General features: G+C 37.0%; 19 protein-coding genes and 3 tRNA genes. 18 read left to right on the forward strand and 4 right to left on the reverse strand.

Annotated elements, in window-relative coordinates; translation table 11 throughout:
• The first annotated feature begins 7 nt into the window (after positions 1-7).
• From IGI87_RS06180 to IGI87_RS06190, 3 genes are all read left to right on the forward strand, one after another.
• Positions 8-469, forward strand: a complete 462-nt coding sequence (locus IGI87_RS06180; protein ID WP_002365561.1) for a SprT family protein — start codon at positions 8-10, stop codon at positions 467-469.
• Between the two features lie 68 nt (positions 470-537).
• Positions 538-621: transfer RNA gene (locus IGI87_RS06185), tRNA-Leu, on the forward strand.
• A gap of 162 nt (positions 622-783) precedes the next feature.
• Complete coding sequence (locus IGI87_RS06190) at positions 784-2,001, forward strand: pyridoxal phosphate-dependent aminotransferase (protein WP_002357817.1); 1,218 nt, start codon at positions 784-786, stop codon at positions 1,999-2,001.
• 65 nt (positions 2,002-2,066) lie between these two features.
• Here the strand turns inward: IGI87_RS06190 and IGI87_RS06195 are convergent, their stop codons facing one another.
• Positions 2,067-2,243, reverse strand: a complete 177-nt coding sequence (locus IGI87_RS06195) for a hypothetical protein (RefSeq protein WP_002357816.1) — start codon at positions 2,241-2,243, stop codon at positions 2,067-2,069.
• 177 nt (positions 2,244-2,420) lie between these two features.
• Here IGI87_RS06195 and IGI87_RS06200 point away from each other — a divergent pair, with 177 nt between their 5' ends.
• Positions 2,421-3,248: a helix-turn-helix domain-containing protein gene (locus tag IGI87_RS06200; RefSeq protein ID WP_104854601.1), complete on the forward strand. Its 828-nt coding sequence runs from the start codon at positions 2,421-2,423 to the stop codon at positions 3,246-3,248.
• A gap of 100 nt (positions 3,249-3,348) precedes the next feature.
• A complete protein-coding gene (gene nagA, locus IGI87_RS06205; RefSeq protein ID WP_002357814.1) occupies positions 3,349-4,497 on the forward strand; it encodes an N-acetylglucosamine-6-phosphate deacetylase in 1,149 nt (382 codons plus the stop codon).
• A gap of 41 nt (positions 4,498-4,538) precedes the next feature.
• Here nagA and IGI87_RS06210 read toward each other — a convergent pair whose 3' ends face one another.
• Positions 4,539-4,925 carry a hypothetical protein gene (locus tag IGI87_RS06210; RefSeq protein ID WP_002357813.1) on the reverse strand — a complete coding sequence of 129 codons (387 nt, stop codon included), beginning with the start codon at positions 4,923-4,925 and terminating at the stop codon, positions 4,539-4,541.
• 13 nt (positions 4,926-4,938) lie between these two features.
• The gene (locus IGI87_RS06215; RefSeq protein ID WP_438736466.1) at positions 4,939-5,598 is read right to left on the reverse strand and encodes a DNA/RNA non-specific endonuclease; all 660 of its coding nucleotides are present in this window, start codon (positions 5,596-5,598) and stop codon (positions 4,939-4,941) included.
• A 160-nt stretch (positions 5,599-5,758) separates the two neighbouring features.
• Between IGI87_RS06215 and IGI87_RS06220 the strand changes: the two genes are divergently transcribed.
• The 8 genes from IGI87_RS06220 to IGI87_RS06255 all read left to right on the forward strand — a co-directional run bounded on the left by IGI87_RS06220 (position 5,759) and on the right by IGI87_RS06255 (position 12,281).
• Positions 5,759-6,460: an ABC transporter ATP-binding protein gene (locus IGI87_RS06220; protein WP_002360463.1), complete on the forward strand. Its 702-nt coding sequence runs from the start codon at positions 5,759-5,761 to the stop codon at positions 6,458-6,460.
• 9 nt (positions 6,461-6,469) lie between these two features.
• A complete protein-coding gene (locus IGI87_RS06225; RefSeq protein ID WP_438736467.1) occupies positions 6,470-9,106 on the forward strand; it encodes an FtsX-like permease family protein in 2,637 nt (878 codons plus the stop codon).
• 183 nt (positions 9,107-9,289) lie between these two features.
• A complete protein-coding gene (locus IGI87_RS06230; RefSeq protein ID WP_162782449.1) occupies positions 9,290-9,823 on the forward strand; it encodes a hypothetical protein in 534 nt (177 codons plus the stop codon).
• 16 nt (positions 9,824-9,839) lie between these two features.
• Positions 9,840-11,309: a flotillin family protein gene (locus IGI87_RS06235; RefSeq protein ID WP_002357808.1), complete on the forward strand. Its 1,470-nt coding sequence runs from the start codon at positions 9,840-9,842 to the stop codon at positions 11,307-11,309.
• Between the two features lie 146 nt (positions 11,310-11,455).
• A complete protein-coding gene (locus IGI87_RS06240; RefSeq protein ID WP_002357806.1) occupies positions 11,456-11,689 on the forward strand; it encodes a DUF2969 domain-containing protein in 234 nt (77 codons plus the stop codon).
• Positions 11,690-11,785: 96 nt separating this feature from the next.
• Positions 11,786-11,866, forward strand: a tRNA-Tyr gene (locus tag IGI87_RS06245).
• Positions 11,867-11,875: 9 nt separating this feature from the next.
• Positions 11,876-11,947: transfer RNA gene (locus tag IGI87_RS06250), tRNA-Gln, on the forward strand.
• A 154-nt stretch (positions 11,948-12,101) separates the two neighbouring features.
• Positions 12,102-12,281, forward strand: a complete 180-nt coding sequence (locus tag IGI87_RS06255) for a hypothetical protein (protein ID WP_002357804.1) — start codon at positions 12,102-12,104, stop codon at positions 12,279-12,281.
• A gap of 55 nt (positions 12,282-12,336) precedes the next feature.
• Here the strand turns inward: IGI87_RS06255 and IGI87_RS06260 are convergent, their stop codons facing one another.
• A complete protein-coding gene (locus tag IGI87_RS06260) occupies positions 12,337-12,948 on the reverse strand; it encodes a TetR/AcrR family transcriptional regulator (RefSeq protein WP_002357803.1) in 612 nt (203 codons plus the stop codon).
• A 175-nt stretch (positions 12,949-13,123) separates the two neighbouring features.
• Here IGI87_RS06260 and IGI87_RS06265 point away from each other — a divergent pair, with 175 nt between their 5' ends.
• From IGI87_RS06265 to IGI87_RS06285, 5 genes are all read left to right on the forward strand, one after another.
• Positions 13,124-17,371 (forward strand): acyl-CoA dehydratase activase-related protein, encoded by a 4,248-nt coding sequence (locus tag IGI87_RS06265; RefSeq protein WP_438737408.1) that lies wholly within the window; start codon positions 13,124-13,126, stop codon positions 17,369-17,371.
• Between the two features lie 206 nt (positions 17,372-17,577).
• Positions 17,578-18,285, forward strand: coding sequence for a GntR family transcriptional regulator (locus IGI87_RS06270; RefSeq protein WP_104854593.1), 708 nt, complete (start codon positions 17,578-17,580; stop codon positions 18,283-18,285).
• A gap of 416 nt (positions 18,286-18,701) precedes the next feature.
• A complete protein-coding gene (locus IGI87_RS06275) occupies positions 18,702-18,995 on the forward strand; it encodes a WXG100 family type VII secretion target (protein WP_202564659.1) in 294 nt (97 codons plus the stop codon).
• A 27-nt stretch (positions 18,996-19,022) separates the two neighbouring features.
• Entirely contained in the window at positions 19,023-22,499 is a 3,477-nt protein-coding gene (gene esaA, locus IGI87_RS06280) for a type VII secretion protein EsaA (RefSeq protein ID WP_438736468.1), read from the forward strand.
• Between the two features lie 2 nt (positions 22,500-22,501).
• The gene (locus IGI87_RS06285; protein ID WP_438736469.1) at positions 22,502-22,999 is read left to right on the forward strand and encodes a hypothetical protein; all 498 of its coding nucleotides are present in this window, start codon (positions 22,502-22,504) and stop codon (positions 22,997-22,999) included.
• The last annotated feature ends 7 nt before the right edge of the window (positions 23,000-23,006 follow it).

Consider the following 23,006-nt stretch of genomic DNA (forward strand, 5'->3'; position numbering starts at 1 on the left):
AGTCTTGATGACAGATCAAGCGCTGCAAACGCTAGTGGAAAAAATTTCAATCGTATTTTTTCAGAAACCTTTTCTGCATCAAGCTACATTTAATCGGCGGTTAAAAACTACGGGTGGTCGCTATCATTTAGCTTCGCATCACTTGGATTTTAATCCAACTGTCTTTTTAAAGTATGGACAAGAAGAATTGGAAAAAGTCATTAAGCATGAATTATGTCACTATCATTTACATTTGGCCGGCAAAGGCTATCAGCATAAAGATAAGGACTTTAAAGAGTTATTGGCTAAGACTGGCGGTGCCCGTTATGCACCGCCCCTGGTAGAACGGAAAAAAGCGGTTTTTCATCAGTACCAATGTCAGTCTTGTGGAGAAGTCATCCTCAGAAAACGGCGTATTGATACGACCCGATATGTCTGCGGAAAATGTCATGGGCGTTTGTCCTGGCAAGCGAAAAAAGAACAAATCTAACGATTCTGGTCTTTGTTATCTTGACAAAGACCAGTAATTATTTTAGGATAAATAAGTGCTCTTAAAATGCAGATGTGTTGGAATTGGCAGACAAGCATGATTGAGGGTCATGTGGACAGATGTCCGTGTGGGTTCGAGTCCCATCATCTGCATCAACTAGTATAACAAGCAAGGCAACTATCTGCAGACGGTTGCCTTGCTTGTTTATTACGGAAAAACCATCAATTTTTTATTAAATTCTGATATTTATTATTGCTTTTTCATTATAGTTGGCGTAACTTTAGAGTATAAATTTGTGAAGCGAGGGAGTCCGTGTGAGAAATTTTAAAAAATCCGATAAATTAAATAACGTAAGTTACGATGTCCGTGGTCCTGTTTTAGAAGAAGCAGAACGCATGCAAGAAGAGGGCATACGTATTTTGAAATTAAATACAGGGAATCCAGCGCCATTTGGTTTTGATGCCCCAAATGAAATTGTACGCGACATGATTGTGAATGTTCGCGATTCAGAAGGTTATTCCGATTCAAAAGGTATTTTTTCTGCAAGAAAAGCAATTGAACAATATTGCCAATTAAAAAAATTTCCTAATGTAACGATTAATGATATTTACACTGGTAATGGCGTGAGTGAGCTAATTACCATGTGTATGCAAGGCTTGTTAAATAACGGCGATGAAGTACTTGTGCCAATGCCAGACTATCCTTTATGGACTGCTTCTGTTTCTTTGGCGGGCGGTACACCCGTCCATTATATTTGTGATGAGCAAGCAGAATGGTATCCAGACATTGATGATATAAAATCAAAAATAACTTCGAATACAAAAGCAATCGTTATTATAAATCCGAATAATCCGACTGGTGCTTTATATCCGAAAGAGTTATTGCTAGAAATTGTTGAAGTGGCACGTCAAAATGATTTAATTATTTACTCCGATGAAATTTATGATCGTTTGGTCATGGACGGTTTGGTTCATGTACCGATTGCTACATTAGCACCTGATTTATTTGTCGTAACATTGAATGGTTTGTCAAAATCACATCGAGTGGCAGGCTTCCGATGCGGTTGGATGGTGTTGAGTGGCGATAAATCACGAGTAAAAGGGTATATCGAAGGGCTAAATATGCTGGCTTCCATGCGGTTATGCTCGAATGTATTGTCACAACAAATCATTCAAACCGCATTAGGCGGCTATCAAAGTGTTGATGACTTGCTTTTACCAGGTGGCAGAATTTATGAACAACGAGAATTTATTTATAATGCGATAAATGATATTCCTGGTTTATCAGCCGTGAAGCCTAAAGCAGCCTTCTATATTTTCCCGAAAATTGATACGGCCAAATTTGACATTTATGATGATGAAAAATTTGTTTTAGATTTCTTACACAAACATCATATTTTATTAGTCCATGGCGGTGGGTTCAACTGGCAACAACCAGATCACTTCCGCATTGTTTATTTACCGAAGATGGAAGACTTAAAAACCACGGCGGATAAAATGCGTGAATTTTTAAGTACCTACAAACAAAAATAAAAGAACTACCAAAAAATAGCTTCTAACGAAGCTATTTTTTGGTAGTTCTTGTTTTATTAACAATACTATTCTGCGGTTTCACATGCTTTTTTACTAATAATCATTCGGTTGGTATATTTTTCTTCCATATCAGGACTAGGATTTGCTACTACGATGAGATAAGAATTTTCATACTCCTTCTCCACAAAGCCTGAATAATTTGTTTTTTCCCAAATGAAGTGAACCTTTTTCTCTTCGGCCATACAATAACACTCCTTTTTAATAAAAATGAACCTATTTATTTTCTAAGAAAACCTTAGATAATGTTCTTGCAGTATATTATGCAATAAAGTACAATAAAAGCATAATGCGAATTCGCATATTTTGACAAAATCCCCATTTTGCAAGGAAAATGGCCGATATAAATAGGAGCTATTGTGATGAATTCTTTAGGTGCAGTTATTAAAGAAATTAGAAAAAATAGAAAATTGACACAGAAAATGTTATCAGAAGACATCTGTTCACAAAGTGTTTTAAGTCGCATTGAAAACAATGAAGAGTTGCCAAACGTCCTCGTCATGCAACAGCTCTGTGATCGTTTAGGTGTGACTGTCGATCAGATTATGCGTTATAAATCTGGTGATGTGCACGTCGTTACGTATTCATTTGAAAAAATGGCTGAATATTTTCGTCATAAAAAATATCAATTATTATTAAATTATTTAAAGGAAAATCGTCTTGAAGAACAATTGTATTTAGATACGGACTGGCAAAAATATTATTATTATTTAGGTAGTTGCGAATTGTTTGTTCTCAATGATTACGAAAAAGCCATCGCTAGTTTGCGCAAAGGGTTATCTTTCACCTATAAAGCGGATAAATTAAATGTTTCTGATTTAGAGATTCAATTGATTAGTTGTTTAGGTGCCACTTATGGTTACATGGGCAATAAAGTAGAGGCAGAACGATTTTTAAGTTTGAGTATTCATTACTTTAATCAATTGCCCAATGAACGCAGTAATGCAGAGTTAACGAAAATATTTTTTAATTATGCTGATTTCTTATTTAAAAATTATACAGAAAAAGATGCCGAAATTTATGTGGATCAAGGAATTACTTGGGCCCGCAAAAAAAATAGTTATTATTATTTAAGTGAATTATTAAATCTAAAATATTTAGTTTTAATGAGAAAGAATAAACACGAAGAAGCAGAACGTTATCTGAACTTAGCACAACAAATGAAAAATGTGGAAAGTGGCAATCTTTAAAAAATCCTCAGAATTGCTTAAAAGGTCTACACCATTTCTTGACTTTTGTACTGATTAAGAGTACTTTTGAAGTAAGTAAAATAAAGAAAGAAGGATGAAGATGAAAACATTTATCTTTGCAGACAAGTTCTTTTTAAAAAGCGATGTTAAAGGACCTGGTTATTTAGAAATCACGGATGGTATCTTTGGTAATTATACAAAAGATGAACCGCAAGGGGACGTAAAAATTATTCGTGAGGAAGGCAAATGGATTGCCCCAGGTTTAGTCGATACTCATATTCATGGTTACATGAATCATGACGTAATGGATAACGATGCAGAAGGCATTAAAGTGATGTCTGAAGGCTTATTATCTTGTGGTGTAACTTCATTTTTACCAACAACGTTAACTTCAAGTAAAGAACGTTTAACAGACGTTGCACGTACGATTGGTCAAGTCTACCAAGAAGTACCTGGTGCAAAAATTCAAGGGATTTACTTTGAAGGACCTTTCTTTACTGAAGAACATAAAGGCGCACAAAATCCAAGTTATTTTGGAGATCCAGACCTTGATACATTCCACGAATGGCAAGAAGCTTCAGGCGGAATTATTAAGAAAATTGCGTTGGCACCAGAACGTAATGGTGTGAAAGAATTTGTTGAAACCGTTACAGATGAAGGTGTCGTTGTTGCTTTAGGCCATAGTAATGCGACCTTAGAAGAAGCTGATGTGGCAGTTGAAGCAGGCGCTAGCGTTTTTGTTCATGCATATAATGGGATGCGCGGCTTAAATCACCGTGAACCAGGGATGGTTGGTGCATTGTTAACGTTACAACACGTTTTCTCTGAATTAATTTGTGATGGACACCATGTACATCCGCAAGCAGCTGAAGTATTGATGGAAAAAGCGGGCCATGATCACGTAGCGTTGATTACAGACTGCATGATGGCTGGCGGTATGCCAGATGGCAACTACAATTTAGGTGAATTTCCTGTTGTGGTAGCAGAAGGAACGGCTCGTTTGGATACTGGAAACTTAGCAGGAAGTATTTTAAAACTAAAAGAAGCAATTAAAAATGTAGTTGATTGGGGTATTGCCACACCTGCACAAGCAATTATGATGGCTTCATTAGTTCCTGCGATTAGCTGTAAAATCGATGATCAATGCGGCATGATTGCAAATGGTCGCGATGCTGACTTTATCGTATTAGAACCAACCATGGAATTAGCAGCCACTTATTTAGATGGCGTTGAACGTTATCGAGCATAAGATACAAGAAAAAGCTTGCGGAAATTTATCCGCAAGCTTTTTTATAATTCTTTTGGTAAAATCGCAGAAGTAATTTCTTTGTTCTCGTAGGCAATAAAAAAATCGATTAATTGCTTGTCAAATTGCTCAATATCCTCTTTGTAAAGGGAGCTAGGAATCACAAAGGTTTGCTCTAGGGTACCTGCTAGATAATCGCCATCTAAACTTTGGGCGACAACTAAAAATTCTTGTTCGCGCCAATGTTCCACATCTGTTTCAGAAATGGTTTCTGGAGAGGCTAAAAATTTACAATTTTCGACAAATTGTTCATCAATTTCTTCACTGAAAGTTAATTCAGCATCCTCTTCTTGAGGTTGAGAGAGGATTGCTTGCAAAAATGTTTGTGGTTTTGCATCGGGTAATGTTTCTTTTAGCTGTTCAAAATCCACTGAAAGTTCCTCCTTATTGTTTGTTTAAAATAGTTACTGAAAAATCAATGGGTGAATTTGTTTTAAGGCTTTTGGCTTCTAAGATGATTTTTTCAGCCAACAAATCGTTTCCGTTATATACAGGTGTCACGCGATAGCGAACGGTTTCGCCGCGATCAAGAGCTGCCCGAATCTGATTTTCATATTTCGTCATATAAGGAGTGTTGACAGGATTCTGATACAAGGTGGTTAAGTTACGTGGATCATCACCACTGCCTCCCATTTGACGGCCGATTAGGTGGCCACGCGAATGATTAGCTTTTCCTGAAATGAAACCAGCTGGTCGAATATCTTTATTAGCGGAAGTTCCTGTATTGACCATTGCGGGTTTTAATAGCGCATCAGCGCCTGTCGCTCGTTTTAGACGATCTAGAGAATGATAAGTAATCCAGCCGTTTGAGTTATCCTTTAATTCCTCTGCTGAAAATGTGGCTTTACCATTTTCAAGGGGTCCAGGATTATCTCCTTTAGGTGCTGGTGTGCTTGAGGGGGTGGTTGTTTGTGGTTGAACATTAAATAAATCTTGTAAAGCATCAGGAACTTTAACGCCAACTGCGCCTAAAATTAAAATGATTAATGCGCCCATCAGCATGATGGTTGAATTAAATGGTGGTTTCTTCTTTCTATTTGCCATAACGTGCTCCTCTAATTTTATACTTGCAATAGTCCAAATTTAAGGGGACCATCTTTTCTATTATACGTAAATTTGCTAAAAAATCAAAAAAGGCTTTTCTTTGAAAGACTTGTTTTCTCAGATATGTTACTATTTTAATGTAGAAGGGAAGGGATAGTGGATGGCCTATATTGAAGTCAAAAATGAATACAAGCGTTACCAAATGGGAGAGACAACTATTACTGCGAATGATGGCATTTCTTTTGAAGTGGAAAAAGGAGAAGTAGCGGTTATTTTAGGCCCCAGTGGTGCAGGAAAATCAACTGTTTTAAATATTCTTGGTGGAATGGACAGTTGTGATGAAGGGGAAATTATTATTGATGGCACAGATATCGCTCAGTTTTCAGAGAAACAATTAACCACTTATCGACGAAACGATGTCGGGTTTGTTTTCCAATTTTACAATTTAGTCCCAAATTTAACGGCAAAAGAAAATGTCGAATTGGCTTCGCAAATTGTTGCGGATGCGTTGGATTCAACCACTGTTTTACAATCGGTGGGCTTAGGGGAACGTTTAGATAATTTTCCAGCGCAACTTTCTGGTGGTGAACAACAACGAGTAACCATCGCCCGTGCGATTGCTAAAAAGCCCAAGTTACTTTTATGTGATGAACCAACAGGAGCGCTGGATTATGAAACAGGGAAACAAATTTTAACCATTTTGCAAAACACTGCTCGTGAAACAGGAACGACCGTCTTAATTATTACCCACAATTCAGCCATTGCAGAAATGGCCGATCGGGTAATTCGAATTAATGATGCGAAAGTTCGTGAAATGACTGTGAATGATCAGCCTAAATTGGTTGCTGAAATTGAATGGTAGGTGCCTAAAATGAAGAAAACAGCGCTAATTAAAACAAGTATACGTGAAATTAGACAATCTACTACACGGTTTTTATCGATTATGGGGATTATTTTCCTTGGTGTCATGGTTTTTGTTGGTTTGAAAGCTACTGGACCAGATATGATTAAAACCGCGAATAATTATTACCAGAAAGAGCAGCTTCCAGATGCGCGAATAATTTCTACAATGGGACTGGAAAAGAAAGATTTAACAACACTACAGTCTTTAAAAGATGTCGAAACAGTTGTGCCGCGGTATACAATAGATGCGACGATTGGGCCGCAAAATAATGCAGTTAAATTGTTTGGCTATCGAAAAAATCAAGTAGGCTCGGTTAACTATCAAGTAGTTGACGGTCGGTTACCTAAACAAACAAATGAAATTGCACTAGATACATTGGCGAAAACTAGATATGACTATAAAATGGGTGATAAAATCACTTTAAACGATGCAGCGATTAAAGAAAAAGGGCTGACGCAAACTCATTTTACTATTGTCGGATTTGTCAATTCACCAGAATATATTGATAATACATCGAGGGGAACCACAACGGTCGGTTCTGGAACGTTAAACTTTTTTGGCGTGGTTTCGGGAAAAGCCTTTGACAGTCAACGGTATCCAGAATTGCTAATCTCATTTCGTTCATTAAAACATCAAAATACGTATTCCGCTGATTATGAAAAGAAAAGAGAGCAGGCCTTGAATCAGGTAAAAGAGGCACTGAAAAATCGGCCAGAAGAACAGGTTGCCTCCCTACGTGATTCGGCTCAGCCGGACATTAACCAAGGGCGGCAAGCGTTAGAAACGGGAAAACAAGCGCTTGCGCAGTTGGAGCAACAACCAGGAATTCCAGCTGAGATGCTTGAAAAGCAAAAAGACGAATTGACTAAACAGGAACAACTATTGGCTGAAAAAGAAACAGAGCTAGCCAATTTGAAAGCCCCAACGTATTATTATTTTACCAGGGAAGACAATCCAGGATTTTCTGAATATCAAGATAATGCTGATCGGATTTCTTCTTTAGCCACGCTGTTCCCGTTGTTCTTTTTCCTAATTGCGGCATTAGTTAGCTTAACTACCATGACACGTATGGTGGAAGAAAAAAGAATGGAAATTGGTAGTTTGAAAGCTTTAGGTTATCGTAATCGTGAAATTGCTTCAATCTTTATTACCTATGCGACGGTTGCCAGTCTAACAGGCGCATTATTAGGATTGGCAGTTGGCTATTATCTATTCCCTAAAATAATTTTTGATGCCTACGGTCAAATGTACAATATTCCTGATTTAGTTACACCGTGGTACTTGAATTACAGTTTATGGGGCATTATTGTAGCCTTAGCTTGTACTGTGGGGGCAGCTTTAGTGACATTAAGAATCGATTTATTAAGTACCCCAGCTACCTTGCTAAGACCCAAAGCGCCGAAAGCAGGCCAACGGATTTTACTAGAACGAATCCGCCCTTTATGGCAACGCATGAGCTTTATTCAAAAAGTGACCGCTAGAAATCTGTTCCGCTATAAACGTCGGATGCTGATGACCGTTATCGGAATAGCTGGTTGTATGGGGCTGTTAATTGTTGGTTTTGGTTTACGCGATTCAATTGTCGATGTCGCTACAATTCAATTTAATAAAATCTGGCATTACCAAGCAGTCGTGACTTTTAAAGAGCAAACAACACCTGAAGAGACAAAAGAGTATCAAGAAACGTTGCGCAAACTGGATGGTTTGAATAAAACAATTCCGTTATATTCAGAAATCTTTAAAACGAAGGGCAAAGGCGCACCAACTCAAAATATTACACTTTATGTGCCGCAAGATCCTTCGAAAATGGCTGAGTTTCAATTATTTAATGATCGAGTCACTGGAGAAAAATATTCTTTCCATGATGACGGTGTAATCATTAATGAAAAATTAGCTAAATTATTTGGCTATAAAGTCGGAGATCAGTTAAATTTAGAAAATAGTGATAATCAGACCTATCACGTGAAAATTGCGGCGATTGCAGAGAACTACACGGGTCATTTTGTCTATATGACGCCGAAACTTTACCAAACGATGACGAAGCAGAAGCCGGAGTATAATACAGAATTCCTACTTTTTGACAAAAAGTTATCCTCAAAACAAGAAACCTCAATCGGCGAGGCATTGACAAAACAGCCGAAAGTTTTGAACATTACGTTTTTAACTGCGATGAAAGGTTCGTTTGATGATATGCTGAAAAGCCTCGATATTGTCATTTGGGTACTGATTGCTGTTTCTGGTTCTTTAGCGTTAATTGTGTTATATAATTTAACCAACATTAATGTTTCTGAACGGATTCGAGAACTTTCCACGATTAAGGTTTTAGGGTTTTACGATCGTGAAGTCACCACCTATGTCTACCGTGAAAACATTATTTTAACGTTTATTGGTATTATTGTCGGCTGCTTCTTTGGGAAAATTTTGCATCAGTATATTTTAGCAACCGTTGAAGTTGATTTAATTATGTTTTCGCCAATTATTCATTGGCCGAGTTATCTGTATTCCGCAGTCATCACCATGTGTTTCACGTTGTTTGTGATGGTCATTATGCATCGAAAATTGAAGAAGATCAATATGATTGAAGCGTTAAAATCAAATGAATAGCACATTTTAAAAAACGAGGAGTCCGTAGAAGTTCGATAATTCTAGGGCTGCTCGTTTATTGCTGTTTCTTTTATTAAGAAAAAATAGGTCTTAAGATGTATCTTTTGAGATTTATTTGGAAATTACTACTCTTTTTATTTAAAAATTGGTACACTATTACTAGGTTATAGCACAGAAAGGAGTGTGGGAAAAGTGTTAGAAGGTCTACCATTGGAAACGGTTTATTTTTATGTATTAGTGGGGAGCGCGGTCCTCGCTTTTTTACTAATTATTTTTGGGGATGTTTTTAATTTTGATGGACCGGTGGACCCAATGCTGATTATTCCATGGATTGCTTTTACCTCGCTGTTTGGGTACCTTGGGGAAGAATTAACAGCGGTGAATAGTTGGCTTATTTTAATGGTCAGTGGTATTCTTTCAACTATTATTGTTTTCTTCCTGAATTTTTATGTGTTGGTCCCTTTGAAAAATTCGGAGGCCACAATTTCTATTTCGGAAAAAGACATGGAAGGTCGTGTTGCTACTGTGATTACTCCAATTCCTGTCCAAGGAATGGGCGAGATTCAATTGAAGAGTGTTACAGGTTCGTTAAGTCGACCAGCAGCATTTTATGTGCCACAAGAAGTAGCTGCGCCAAGTGGTAGTGAGGTATTGATTATTGAATTGAAAGAACGGGTTTGTTATGTCATTCCTTACGAAGGCAGTCTAAAAATATAGAGTAGGAGAGAAGAAAATGGGAATTTTGTTACCGATTATTATTGCAGTTTTAGTATTATTAATGTTATTAATTGTGTTTGTTTCTAAATATCAGACAGCCAAACCTGATGAGGCGTTAATTATCAGCGGGAGCTATCTAGGCTCTAAAAATGTTCATGTGGACGAAGGTGGCAACAAAATTAAAATCGTTCGTGGCGGTGGTGCGTTTGTCTTACCCGTGTTCCAACGTTCGAATCGAATTAGTTTGCTTTCAAGTAAATTAGATGTTTCTACACCAGAAGTGTACACAGAACAAGGGGTTCCTGTGATGTGTGATGGGACATCAATCATTAAAATTGGTTCATCGGTTGAAGAAATTGCGACAGCAGCGGAACAATTTTTAGGAAAAACAACGGAAGAATTAGAAAATGAAGCACGTGAAGTATTAGAAGGACATTTACGTTCGATTTTAGGTTCAATGACAGTGGAAGAAATTTACCAAAACCGTGATAAATTTAGCCAAAGTGTGCAAGAAGTTGCCAGTGTTGACTTAGCTAAAATGGGCCTAGTTATTGTGTCGTTCACAATTAAAGAAGTTCGTGATAAAAATGGATACTTGGATTCATTAGGGAAACCAAGAATCGCGCAAGTTAAACGTGATGCAGATATTGCTGAAGCAGAAGCCTTGAAAGAAACTCGTATCAAAAAAGCGGAAGCTGAAAAAGAATCACAACAAGCAGAATTGCAACGTCAAACAGAAATCGCAGAAGCTTCAAAAGAAAAAGAATTGAAATTAGCGTTATACAAACAAGAACAAGACATTGCCAAAGCCAAAGCAGACCAAGCTTATAACTTGGAAAGCGCGCGTGCACAACAACACGTGGTTGAACAAGAAATGGAAGTCAAAGTCGTTGAACGTCAAAAACAAATTGAGTTAGAAGAAAAAGAAATTACGCGTCGTGAAAAACAATACGACTCAGAAGTGAAGAAAAAAGCCGATGCAGATCGTTACGCACGCGAACAAGAAGCCCTTGCACAAAAAGCACGTGAAGTGGCAGAAGCCGAAGCAGAACGCTTCAAAGTTGAAGCATTAGCCGAAGCGGAAGCCAACAAAACGCGTTTAACAGGTCAAGCGCAAGCCGAAGCTATTTTAGCTCGTGGTGCAGCGGAAGCCGAAGCCAAACAAAAGATTGCTGATGCCTTCAAGGAATATGGTGAAGCAGCTGTGTTAAGTATGGTGATGGAAATGTTGCCACAATTAATGAAAGAAGCGGCACAACCATTGGGCAACATCGACAAGATTTCAGTGGTAGATACAGGCGCAGGTGGCGAAAATTCTGGCGCCAACCGTATTACCAACTATGCAACAAACTTGTTGGCTGGTACACAAGAAACACTAAAAGAAACAACGGGCCTTGATGTGAAAGAGCTAATTGAAAACTTTTCTAAAAAAGGTACCTCAAATAGCGTGAACTATCATGCGACAGAAGGCTCAGAAAAAGAATAGGAATCAGTCTTTAAGGAGTAGCGAATCGCATTTCGTTACTCCTTAATGCTGCATTGAAACGATAAACGAACAATCTGACAGAGAAATAGTGAGTGCTTGTTTTGTTTCAAAGATTCTGATAACATAGAGTTCTTGGAGGGATAGAGATGTCAAAAAAGAATAAAGATATTGAAGTACGTGTTGAAGAAGAAAAAGCTCAATATAATGGAGCGAACGTTTTAATGAACAAATTATTTATTGGTAAAAAAGAAATCGGTCGTGTCATTCCGCAAAATGATAAAAAATTCATCATTGAAATTGATGGCAAGCAAGAAGGTACAGCAAAAAATCTGGACGAAGCCTTTGAAACAATTATTCGTCAATGGAATTTAAGTGAATAAAAAATAAATAACAATTTTTTTAAAAAAAGGGTTGCTTTTTTCTGGAAAAGATTGTATTATAACTAAGTCAGGTCGTTACAGCGACAATGACTTTTTGGAGGAATAGCGAAGTGGCTAAACGCGACGGACTGTAAATCCGTTCCTTAGGGTTCAGTGGTTCGAATCCACTTTCCTCCATTTTCTTTTTGGGGTATAGCCAAGCGGTAAGGCAACGGACTTTGACTCCGTCATGCGTTGGTTCGAATCCAGCTACCCCAGTTTTCAGAACATTTCTGGTAGAGAGATGTTCTTTTTTTGTATAATTATATAACAAAAAAGAGGTAAGATTTTCCTCATGTACAGGCTAGAAAAGTTTTCATTTATATAAGAATATGCTAAAGTATTAAGAAAGAATAGTCTGGAGTTGATAAGAATGAACTTTAAAGAAAAAATTACAGAAATGGTTGAAAATGTTTATGATTTAGCGCGTGATGGTAAGTATGATGTCAAAGTTGACTTAATTCCACGTAAAAAAGGCAACATTAAAAGTGGCGTTAAAGTTACTTCTTCAAGAAATACAGCCCACAACATCAAATGGCGCTCAAAAAACTAACTCATCTTTAACAGAAACACCAGAGCAGACAAAATTATTGTCGGCTCCGGTGTTTTTATTTTTCTAATTCAATGCCTAAGACAGTTAAATGCCCATTACCAACTAATTTGATAACTAATTGGGCTAAATGGTTGGGTGTCATATCCGTCTCGCTAGTAATCCACCAATGAAGCGTACCGATGAAGATAGAGGTCATGTATTCAATAACAAAATCTATTGGCACATCAATATCATTTTCAGTAATTCGCAACTGCGAAAAAATCGTCGCATATTTTTCTTCGATAATTTCAGCTAAGCGTTTTCGAAAGTGTTCGTTGAAATTATTGTCCATGATAGTTAAGAAGAAAGATTTGTTCTCTTGAATGTTAATGTAGAGTTGCGTCAGAAGTTCTTCAATATGCTTCACGCGGACACGATTGCCATTAACTAGTTGTTGCGAATCAAGAATAGCGGTAAATGCACTAAGCGTAAAGGTGAAGATTGCATCATATAAATGCTGTTTGTCTTTAAAATGAGCATAAAAAGTCGCACGATTAATCATAGCTTCATCAGCAATATCCTGAATTGTCACCGCTTCGTAGCCTTTCGTTTCTACAAGTTTAAAAAAAGCTTCAATAATCATTTTTCTGGTTCGTTGTACTCTAAGGTCTGTTTTCTTTGCCATCATAAATTCCTTTCGAGATAGTCAACATTCACGGAAACTTTGTTGTTTATCTCACAAAATAGGGTAAATTGCTTGTTGCAAATCATTTAGAACCTTTCTAAAATAGGTATATCTATTATAACAAACAGTTTGTATAATAATCAACAAACTGTTGGGAAATGAAGGGGTATTTCAATTGATGGTTATGAGAGCAGGGATTGATGTTGGGTCAACGACAGTAAAATTAGTATTTTTAAATAAACAAAATCAGCCTATTTTTACAAAATATGAACGTCATTTTTCAGATGTCAAAGCAGCAACGGAACGCATTTTAAAAGAAGGGCTATCAAAGGTCGGCGCAGATCAACCTTTGACAATGACCATAACTGGCTCTGGTGGTATGGGGCTGGCTGAGGTATTAGGGATTCCCTTTGTTCAAGAGGTAATCGCATGTACGCGAACTGTTGAAACAATGATCCCAGAAACGGATGTTGCTATCGAACTTGGCGGAGAAGATGCAAAAATCACTTTTTTTGATGGCGCTTTAGAGCAACGAATGAATGGTAGTTGTGCAGGTGGGACAGGCGCCTTTATCGATCAAATGGCTGTTTTACTTAAAACGGATGCCAATGGAGTGAATGAATTGGCGAAAAATTATCAAAACATTTATCCGATTGCTTCCCGCTGTGGAGTTTTTGCCAAAACAGATGTTCAACCTTTAATCAATGAAGGAGCAGCAAAAGAAGATATCGCGGCAAGTATTTTTCAAGCGGTAGTTAATCAAACAATCGCCGGGTTAGCTGCTGGTCGCAAAATTAAAGGTAAAGTAGCGTTTTTAGGCGGACCTTTATTTTTCATGTCAGAATTGAGAAAACGGTTTGTTGAAACCTTAGCAATTCAGCCAGAAGATGTTATTTTTCCAGAACAACCGCAACTGTTTGTAGCAATGGGAGCAGCACTTTATTCAGAAGATGCAGCCGAATGTACATTGGAAGAATTAATTCAGCGCTTAGTGAACAGCCAGGCTACTGATTTACAGCCGAGCGACACGTTACCACCGTTATTTAACAGCGCAGAAGATTTGGCAGATTTTCGAGAAAGACACGCGCAAGCCCAAGCAACGGAGAAACCTTTATCTCAACATACTGGCGTGACCTTTTTAGGGATTGATGCAGGCTCCACAACGACAAAAGTCACATTGATTGATGAAGATGGTCATTTGTTGTTTTCTTTTTATGGTAATAACCAAGGGCAACCTTTAGAAACCACCATGACAGTACTGAAATCACTTTATCAACAATTGCCTAAAGAAGTTTTTATCGGAAAAGCGGCTGTCACAGGATATGGAGAACAGCTAATAAAAAACGCGTTAAAAGTCGATATTGGCGAAGTTGAAACGATGGCCCATTACAAAGCAGCCAACCATTTTCAGCCGGGTGTGGATTTTATTTTGGATATCGGGGGACAAGATATGAAAGCGATGACCATTAAAAATGGCGTGCTTTCCTCGATCCAATTAAATGAAGGTTGTTCTTCTGGGTGCGGTTCTTTTATCGAAACCTTTGCGCAATCCTTAAACTATAACGTGAAGGATTTTGCTTTAGCCGCCTTAGAATCGCAAGCACCTGTTGATTTAGGTTCTCGGTGTACTGTTTTTATGAACTCAAAAGTGAAACAAGTTCAAAAAGAAGGGGCCTCTGTCGGCGATATTTCTGCTGGACTATCTTATTCAGTCATCAAAAATGCCATTTATAAAGTAATTAAGGTTCGTCGACCTGAAGAGTTGGGAGCAAAGATTGTCTGCCAGGGAGGAACATTTTACAATGAAGCGGTCTTGAGAGCTTTTGAAAAAATTAGCGGTCGTGAAGTGGTTCGTCCATCTATTGCTGGTTTGATGGGGGCCTATGGGGCAGCGCTGATTGCTTTAGACGCTTATGAAATTGGGGAAGAAACCACGCTTCTTTCTTTAGAAGAGTTAGCGGCATTTAGCTCTGAAAAGGAATTTACTCATTGCGGCTTGTGTGAAAACAATTGTCAATTAACGGTCACGGTGTTTTCGGATGGGCGCCAATTTATTACGGGAAATCGCTGTGAACGTGGTGCACGAATTAAAATTAAACGAGAAGAACGCAAAGTGAATTTGGTTGATTATAAGTACCGCAGGCTATTTAAGTACCGACCTTTGCGGGAAAATAAAGCTTTTCGTGGACGCTTGGGTATCCCTAGAGTTCTAAACATGTATGAAAATTATCCTTTGTGGCATACATTTTTTACTGACTTAGGCTTTCGGGTCGAATTATCGCCACGTTCTAATAAGCAAATCTATGAACAAGGGCTTGAAACGATTCCAAGTGATACGGTTTGTTACCCAGCAAAAATGGCGCATGGACATATTCAAGCATTAATTGATGCGCAAGTGCCAATCATCTTTTATCCTGGTGTTGTTTTTGAACAGCAAGAAACAGTGGAAGCAGATAATCATTTTAATTGTCCAATTGTGCAAAGCTACCCAGATGTTATTCGAAATAATGTGGATGCCATCAGAGAGGGCCAAGTGGATTATCGAAATCCCTATCTTAATTTAGCGAATGAAGCGGCAGTTGCCAAAGTTTTAGCTGGAAATTTTGCTGATTTAGGGATTTCCTTAGAAGAAATTCAAACAGCGTTGCATCATGGTTATCAAGAATTAGCAGCTTTTAAAAAAGAAATTCAGGAAAAAGGCGAAGAAACGTTAGCCATGTTAACTCAAAAAGGTCAGAGAGGGATTGTCTTATCGGGGCGACCATATCACTTGGATCCTGAAATTAATCACGGCATTGCCGAAGTTATTACACAGGAAGGATTCCATGTCTTGACAGAAGACAGTATCTCGCATCTTGGAGATGTACAAAATTTACGTGTGGTGAACCAATGGGTCTATCATTCTCGCTTATATGCGGCTGCTAAAGTAGTGGCTAAGACGAAAAATTTAGAACTTGTCCAACTGAATTCCTTTGGTTGCGGCTTAGATGCTGTGACAACCGATCAAGTAGAAGAAATCATGGATCGGTCTGGCAAAATTTATACAGTCCTTAAAATCGACGAAGGCGCGAATTTGGGAGCAATTCGTATTCGGTTGCGCTCCTTGAATGCGGCTGTCAATGAGCGGGAGAAGCAACAGTTTGTTCCGCATAGACAAATGGAAGAGCCAGAGAAAATAGTGTTTACAAAACAAATGAAAAAAACACATACCTTACTGTTACCAATGCTTAGCCCGATTCATCAATCTGGATTAGTCGATGTAGCATTACAAGCTTCTGGCTATCATGTCGTCTGTTTGCCTGCGCAAGATAAAGAAGCCGTGAATGTCGGGTTAAAATATGTCAATAATGATGCGTGTTACCCAGCAATTATTTCGATCGGACAACTAGTTGAAGCTTTGGAAAGTGGTCAATATGATTTGGATAATGTTAGTGTCTTAATGACGCAAACGGGGGGTGGTTGTCGTGCAACGAATTACATTCCATTATTACGAAAAGCCTTAAATGATGCTGGTTTTTCTCAAGTTCCTGTAGTTTCAGTTTCGATGGGCAATAAAGGGGTCGAATCTAATCCAGGATTTAAATTTACGTTGCCAATGATCAAACGCTTAGTGGTTGCCTTTTTATATGGTGACTTATTCGAACGAGTAGTCTATCGGACAAGACCTTATGAAACGAAAAAAGGAATGGTGGATCAACTGCACCAAGATTGGCTAAAAAGAGTGGAAGCCAATGTCCGGAATGGTTCGCTGACACAATTTAATCACTTCATGAAAAAAATTATCCGGACGTTTGATGAAATTCCTTTACAGGAGATAAAAAAACCAAAAGTCGGTGTGGTCGGGGAAATTTTAGTGAAATATTCGCCGACAGCAAATAACGACATTGTGCGTTTGTTAGAAGAAGAAGGTGCTGAAGCAGTTGTGCCAGATATTGTTGGCTTTATGAACTATTCTTTGTACAATCAAATTTGGAAATACGAAAATATGGGGATGTCAAAACAAAGCAAACGTTTAGCAGAATTTGCGATAAAAATCATTGAATTGGTAGAAAAACCAATGGATAAGGCATTGAGAAAATCGGTCCGTTTTGATGGCCTTCATTCCATTTATGATATGGCAGCAGAAGCAAGTAAAATTTTATCAATTGGCAATCATACGGGTGAAGGTTGGTTTTTAACAGCTGAAATGATTGAGCTCTTAAAACATGAGGTGAACAACATCGTTTGTATGCAACCGTTTGGATGTTTACCAAACCATATTGTTGGAAAAGGGGTCGTGAAAGAGCTACGACGTCAATATCCGCAAGCAAACATTGCGCCGGTGGATTATGATCCAGGGGTATCTTTGGTCAATCAGTTGAACCGAATCCGTTTGATGATGGCCACAGCGAACAAGTTGTTGAAAGAAGAAAATGTAAAAAGATAATAACTAATAGAAATTCGTTTAAAAACATTTGACTTGGTCACTTTTTACTGACTAAGCCAAATGTTTTTGTTATAAAAAGAAAGCATGCAACTAGACCAACTTTGATAAAAATTCCAATTCCTCTTTTATTTATCATTTTTTGGTTGTTTACACGGTCTATACCAGTTATAATAGAAGAGGAGATGAACGAAGAGGAGGAAGCGTAAATGGTTCAAAATATACCAATTTATATTCAAATTCACGATAAAATCAAAGAAGATATTGAAAAAGGTGTCTGGAGTATCGGGGATCGTTTGCCCTCTGAGCGAGAATTAGCCTTGAAATTTGATGTTAGTCGAATGACCTTACGCCAAGCCATTCAGACTTTAGCAGACGAAGGGATTTTAGAACGAAAAATTGGTTCAGGAACGTATGTAGCACGTAAGAAAGTTCAAGAAACAATGACAGGTACCACTAGTTTTACAGAAATTACCTTGTCTCAAAATCGTGTTCCTTCTAGTCGAACGGTGTCTTATTTTGTAGCGAAACCTAGTTCTAGTGAGATGGAAAAATTACAACTAGGTCCAGAAGATTCAATTTTACGAATGGAAAGAATTCGTTTTGCGGATGACATTCCGATTTGTTTTGAGGTGGCGAGCATTCCTTATTCATTGGTCTCGGAATATGGCAAATCTGAAATCACGAACTCCTTTTATAAAACACTTGAAGCCAAATCCGGCCACAAAATTGGCCATTCTAACCAAACGATTTCTGCTGTTCAAGCATCGGAGCAGATCGCAGAATATTTAGAGATTAAACGAGGCGATGCGATTCTGCGTGTGCGCCAAGTATCCTATTTTGAAAACGGACTACCTTTTGAATATGTTCGTACGCAGTATGCAGGAAGTCGATTCGAGTTTTATTTAGAGAAGTAGAAAAAAAGAATGAATAAAAGATAGGAAAACTTATCACATTGATAAGTTTTCTTATCTTTTAATTTTTTTGTGATAAAGAAATAAATTGTTTTTTTAATAAAATGCATGTTTACTTGTTAATTTATCTGGTGGTAAAAAATAACAATTTAATGAAATCTATTTATTTCTTAGGGTTTTATTTAAATATTTTTTAAATAATTTTTATTTATCGGTTGTTTTTGTTTTTATTTTGCTAAATATTGATTTAAATAGTTTAGAATGTTGTTTTTAAGAGTTTTTTATTTGTTTATTTTATTGTTATATTTATTTTTATGCGAATACGTATATATTAAAATAGTTATTGACTATGTTTTTTATATATAGTTATAATATTTATATCACGTAATAAAACTATAAAAAATGTGGAGGGATTACTTATGGCAGGATCAATTGCTGTAACACCAGAACAACTGAAATCACAAGCGAAAGTATATTCGCAAGCATCATCGCAAATTCAAGATGCGATTCGTAAAGTGAATTCAATGAACCAACAAATTTCACAACAATGGAAAGGGCAAGCATTTCAAGCGTATCTGGAACAGTACAATCAATTGGAAGGTAATGTCAAACAGATGGAAGAATTATTGATTAATATTAATCAACAATTAAACAAATACGCAGATACTGTCGCAGAACGTGACCGTCAAGATGCAGGATCATTTGGCTTTTAATTGATCAAAGATTGAAGCGCTAGCGCAATGAATTGCACTAGCGCTTTTTCTAAAGGAGAGAAGATAATGGAAGGGAAAATAAAAAAAGGTATCCCTTTTGCCTTAGCAATTGGAGCAATTTTCTTGTTGTTGCTTTTTTTCATTCATTTAGGGTTTAAAGATGAGAACGTGACTCGAAGCAGCAATGATCAGACAACAAAGATGCAATATGCATTAGTCAATGAAGATAAAGGCGCAAGTTTTGAAGGAAAACGTTATGCATTAGGTTCTGATTTTGTCACATTAATTAACAAAGATACAACGAATCGATGGGAAACAACGACTCGAAATATCGCAACATCTGGGGTTGAAAATGGACAATTCGATGCCCAAATTATTATTCCTCAAGATTTTTCGGAGAAACTATTGTCCCTACAAGCCGTTAGTCCAGAACAGGCTTCTGTTGAATACCAAGTGCGAGACGGACAAAATGAATTGACCAATCAAGCAATTCAAGACAAAGTAAATACTATTTTAAAAGATTTTAACCAACGAGTAATTCAGATGTATTTTTCCAGTATTGTTGGAAATTTAGTTGTCGCACAACAAAACGTTAACCAAATTACCGATACGCAGTTGCTCTATCAAAATCAATTAGAAGAAACAATTCAGCAACCATTTAAAGAAATTCCCATGAGTTATACGACAGTACTAAGTACGGCTAGTATTTTAGATGAGGACAATAAATTATTTACAACCGAGCAAGAAGCGTTTGTAAAATCAGTACAAGCCTTATTAGAAAGCAATAATCAGAGCTTAGAATCAACTAGTAAGACAACGGAAGATACGAAAAAATCAGTGGGCGAGTATTCGAAAGAAGCAAATGAAAAAATAAAAAAATCAATTGCACAATTTAATGAACAGTTTGAGAGACAAAAACAAGAATTGACTAATCAATGGGAAAGTGACACGACAGTATACAAACAACAATTCGATCAACTAAATGGAATGGTAATCAATCAGTTTAGCTCCTTCTATACACCAAGTGAACAAGGAAGCTCAGGGATTTATGCTGATTTTTTATCAGAATCTAAATTATTTCAAGAAACACAAAGCAATCGCATTGAGGAACTACAAAAAGAAATCGCAGAACTACATATGCAAGTAGAACAATTAACTGTGTTAAAAAAGCAAATTGCGGCTACATATTATAATGATCTTGAAGCAACACCTGAGATAGCAACAGACACTCAAATTAAGCAAGCGATTATTCAGTTAATTACGAACGAAAAAGAAAATATACCTAACTTAAATAAAAATTATCAAGAAAGATTGGAAGAATCACTAAGTGAAATTTCTTTTGTAAGTTTAGAAAGGCTCGTTAGTGAATTAGAAATGAATAATAGGATTTCAGTTGAACAAGGCAATCTTTTCCGTGATGAGTTACAAATTATTCAGCGATATGCAGAACAACATGAACTTGATTTCACCAATTCAAGCCGCTTTATGTATTTGGAACCTAAACAACTTCATGAAGATACTATAGCGATTCCACAAGAAAAAGTAACGTTTTCACTAGCGACAAATCAAGAGTCGGTTATTTCATTACGACAAACCAATACACAAAATGGCGAATTGTCATTTCTTTTAGATGATTCAAAAGTTCAAACAATTAAAACATCTTTGAATCAGCAGTTAGCAGGTGCAGGTTACAGCATTGATATTTCAGCAATTACCCCGAAACAGCTAACAATTACCAAACCACTGAAAATACAAGCTGAGATTCCTGAGAATGATGAAATGAATGAAGAAAATACGCAAGAAGAGTTGGCAGAAGAATCCGCAGAAGAATCTGAAAAAGTAACTGAGCCAGCAAATGATTTGCCCCCACTTCCAGAAAAACTTTCTTTAACAATTGACTTACCAATGGCTTGGCAACTGACACCAGAACAACAAAAAACAGCATTTAATCAGATCAATTATTCTTGGTGGGTAAATAATGATCTTCAAAATGCACGTTCGTTTGCTGTGTATATTGCAATGGACCAACCATTAGTAACCGATATTCCTGAAATCATGAAGCAATTTCAACTTTTAGATACTGTATCACAACAAATTGTGACTTTATATGGTACGCCTAATCAAAGTCTATCTATTCAAGAGTATGCAGCAATGTTAACTGCCCCTAAAAATCAGGATAAAACAATTGAGGAGTTAGCAGGTGAGACATCCATTTACTGGATGTACGATAATATCACTGAAAACGAGCAAACCATGATGATTACAGATAAATTATTAGACGAATATAAAAAAACAGGAAATCAATTATATCGAGAAACAGATGAACAAATTAATCAATTAAAACAATTAATTGGTACTGAGACAGATCAAAATACAGTCGGCAATCCAGCAACGCTATATGGAACCTTAAATTTAATGACAGTCCCCGAAAAATTATTGCAAGAAGCAGAGAAATTAAATACATGGTTTGATGAAGCAACGAAACAAGTAAATGCGACATATGCTACTTGGCAAGAAGCTGGAAAAGTGGAAGCTACTTCTGTAATTGATGAAAGAAATCCACATCCAGAAGAAAATCAAACCACCACTTTAGATGCAGAAACAGAAAATTTAGTTAAAATGATGCAAACGTTAATGCAAACAACGAAAGAAACTAGTCTAACAACTGCTGATTCAGCAGCCAAAGTCAAAGATGTTGCCCCGACTATCAAAGAATTGAAAGCCTCAACAACCAAAGTTCAAGATCATGCACAAAATATCTTAGCAAACTTAAATGATTCAATTGATGAGTCAAAGAAAACAACCAAAGAAAATGAAGAGTATGCTAAAACATTTGAAAAAGTATTGGCTAATACAAGAGACGGCGGTGCTGATAATCCACGGGTATTTAATTTTCTTGCGAGCCCAATTCAAGGAGAAGGAATCTTCGGCGAAACACGACAAGTCTCTTTAATTCCCTATTACGCTACCCTGATTGTTAGTATTCTAACATTCGTTATTGCGCTAACTTTCCAAGGCTTTATGAAGAAAAGAACAGTTACTGTAGCGGATGCGCTGGTTGAACCAACCAGAGTTTGGCAAAATATACCAAATCTGTTATTACTCTTGATTACGGTTGTTTTGTTTGGGAGTGTTTTTTCACTTCTACTGGTCTACAATGTGTCCCAAATAAATCGATTCGCTTGGTTTAGCTATAGTTTCTTTGTATTTGCTAGCGGTGCACTTTTGGTTTGTGCTTGTTTGCGCCAATTTAAAAAACTTACTTTATATGTTTATGGAGCGATGCTTGGGTTATTTTTCATGTTGACACCTTTATTAGGCATTGCAACGAAGGTAGGCTCATTAAGCAATTGGCTCTATCGTTTGTCGCCGCTTCAAAATATTCAAAATGGCTTTACTGCTTTAGTAAATGGCGTACAAATTAGTTGGGTTAGTTACCTTATTTTAATGATTTTACTTGTTTTAGGTGTTGTCCTTAACTTGTTTGTCCGACCGGAGGAATAGCCATGAGAAAAATAGCAAAAATAGTGATTGTTCTAAACGTTAGTATGTTCTATTTATTATGGACATCAATAAAAATAGAAGCAGAAGAAGTAGGCGCTTTAAAAATAAATAATCAAGTGATCTACCAAAACAATCAGCAGAAAAAAAACGTAGAAGTGAATTTCATTATTCCAGATTTGTTTTTACCGATAAAAGCAGAGAGAGAAAAAGAAGTCAATCAAAGTAAAGCGAGAGTTGTCAACGAAGCAAAAAATGATGTATTTAGGACAGAACAGAATGCAAAAACATTAGCAGTTGATAAAAAGGTAAGGCCTTTTCTGTTCAAAGAGACGACAACGGTCACTTCTCCTGGAAGTGTTGAATCTCTTGAGGTTCAGCGAGAAATATCCATAAACTTTTGGTTGTACAGTGCTATTTTTTTAGGAAGTATAGTTATTTTATTCGTTGGTGTTTTTCTAGGAAACCGTTTTTCATATCATCGTGTACAAAAAGGAAGTTAAGGAGTGA

The sequence above is a fragment of the Enterococcus sp. DIV1444a genome, from assembly GCF_051712125.1.
GTDB classification, from domain to species: domain Bacteria; phylum Bacillota; class Bacilli; order Lactobacillales; family Enterococcaceae; genus Enterococcus; species Enterococcus faecalis.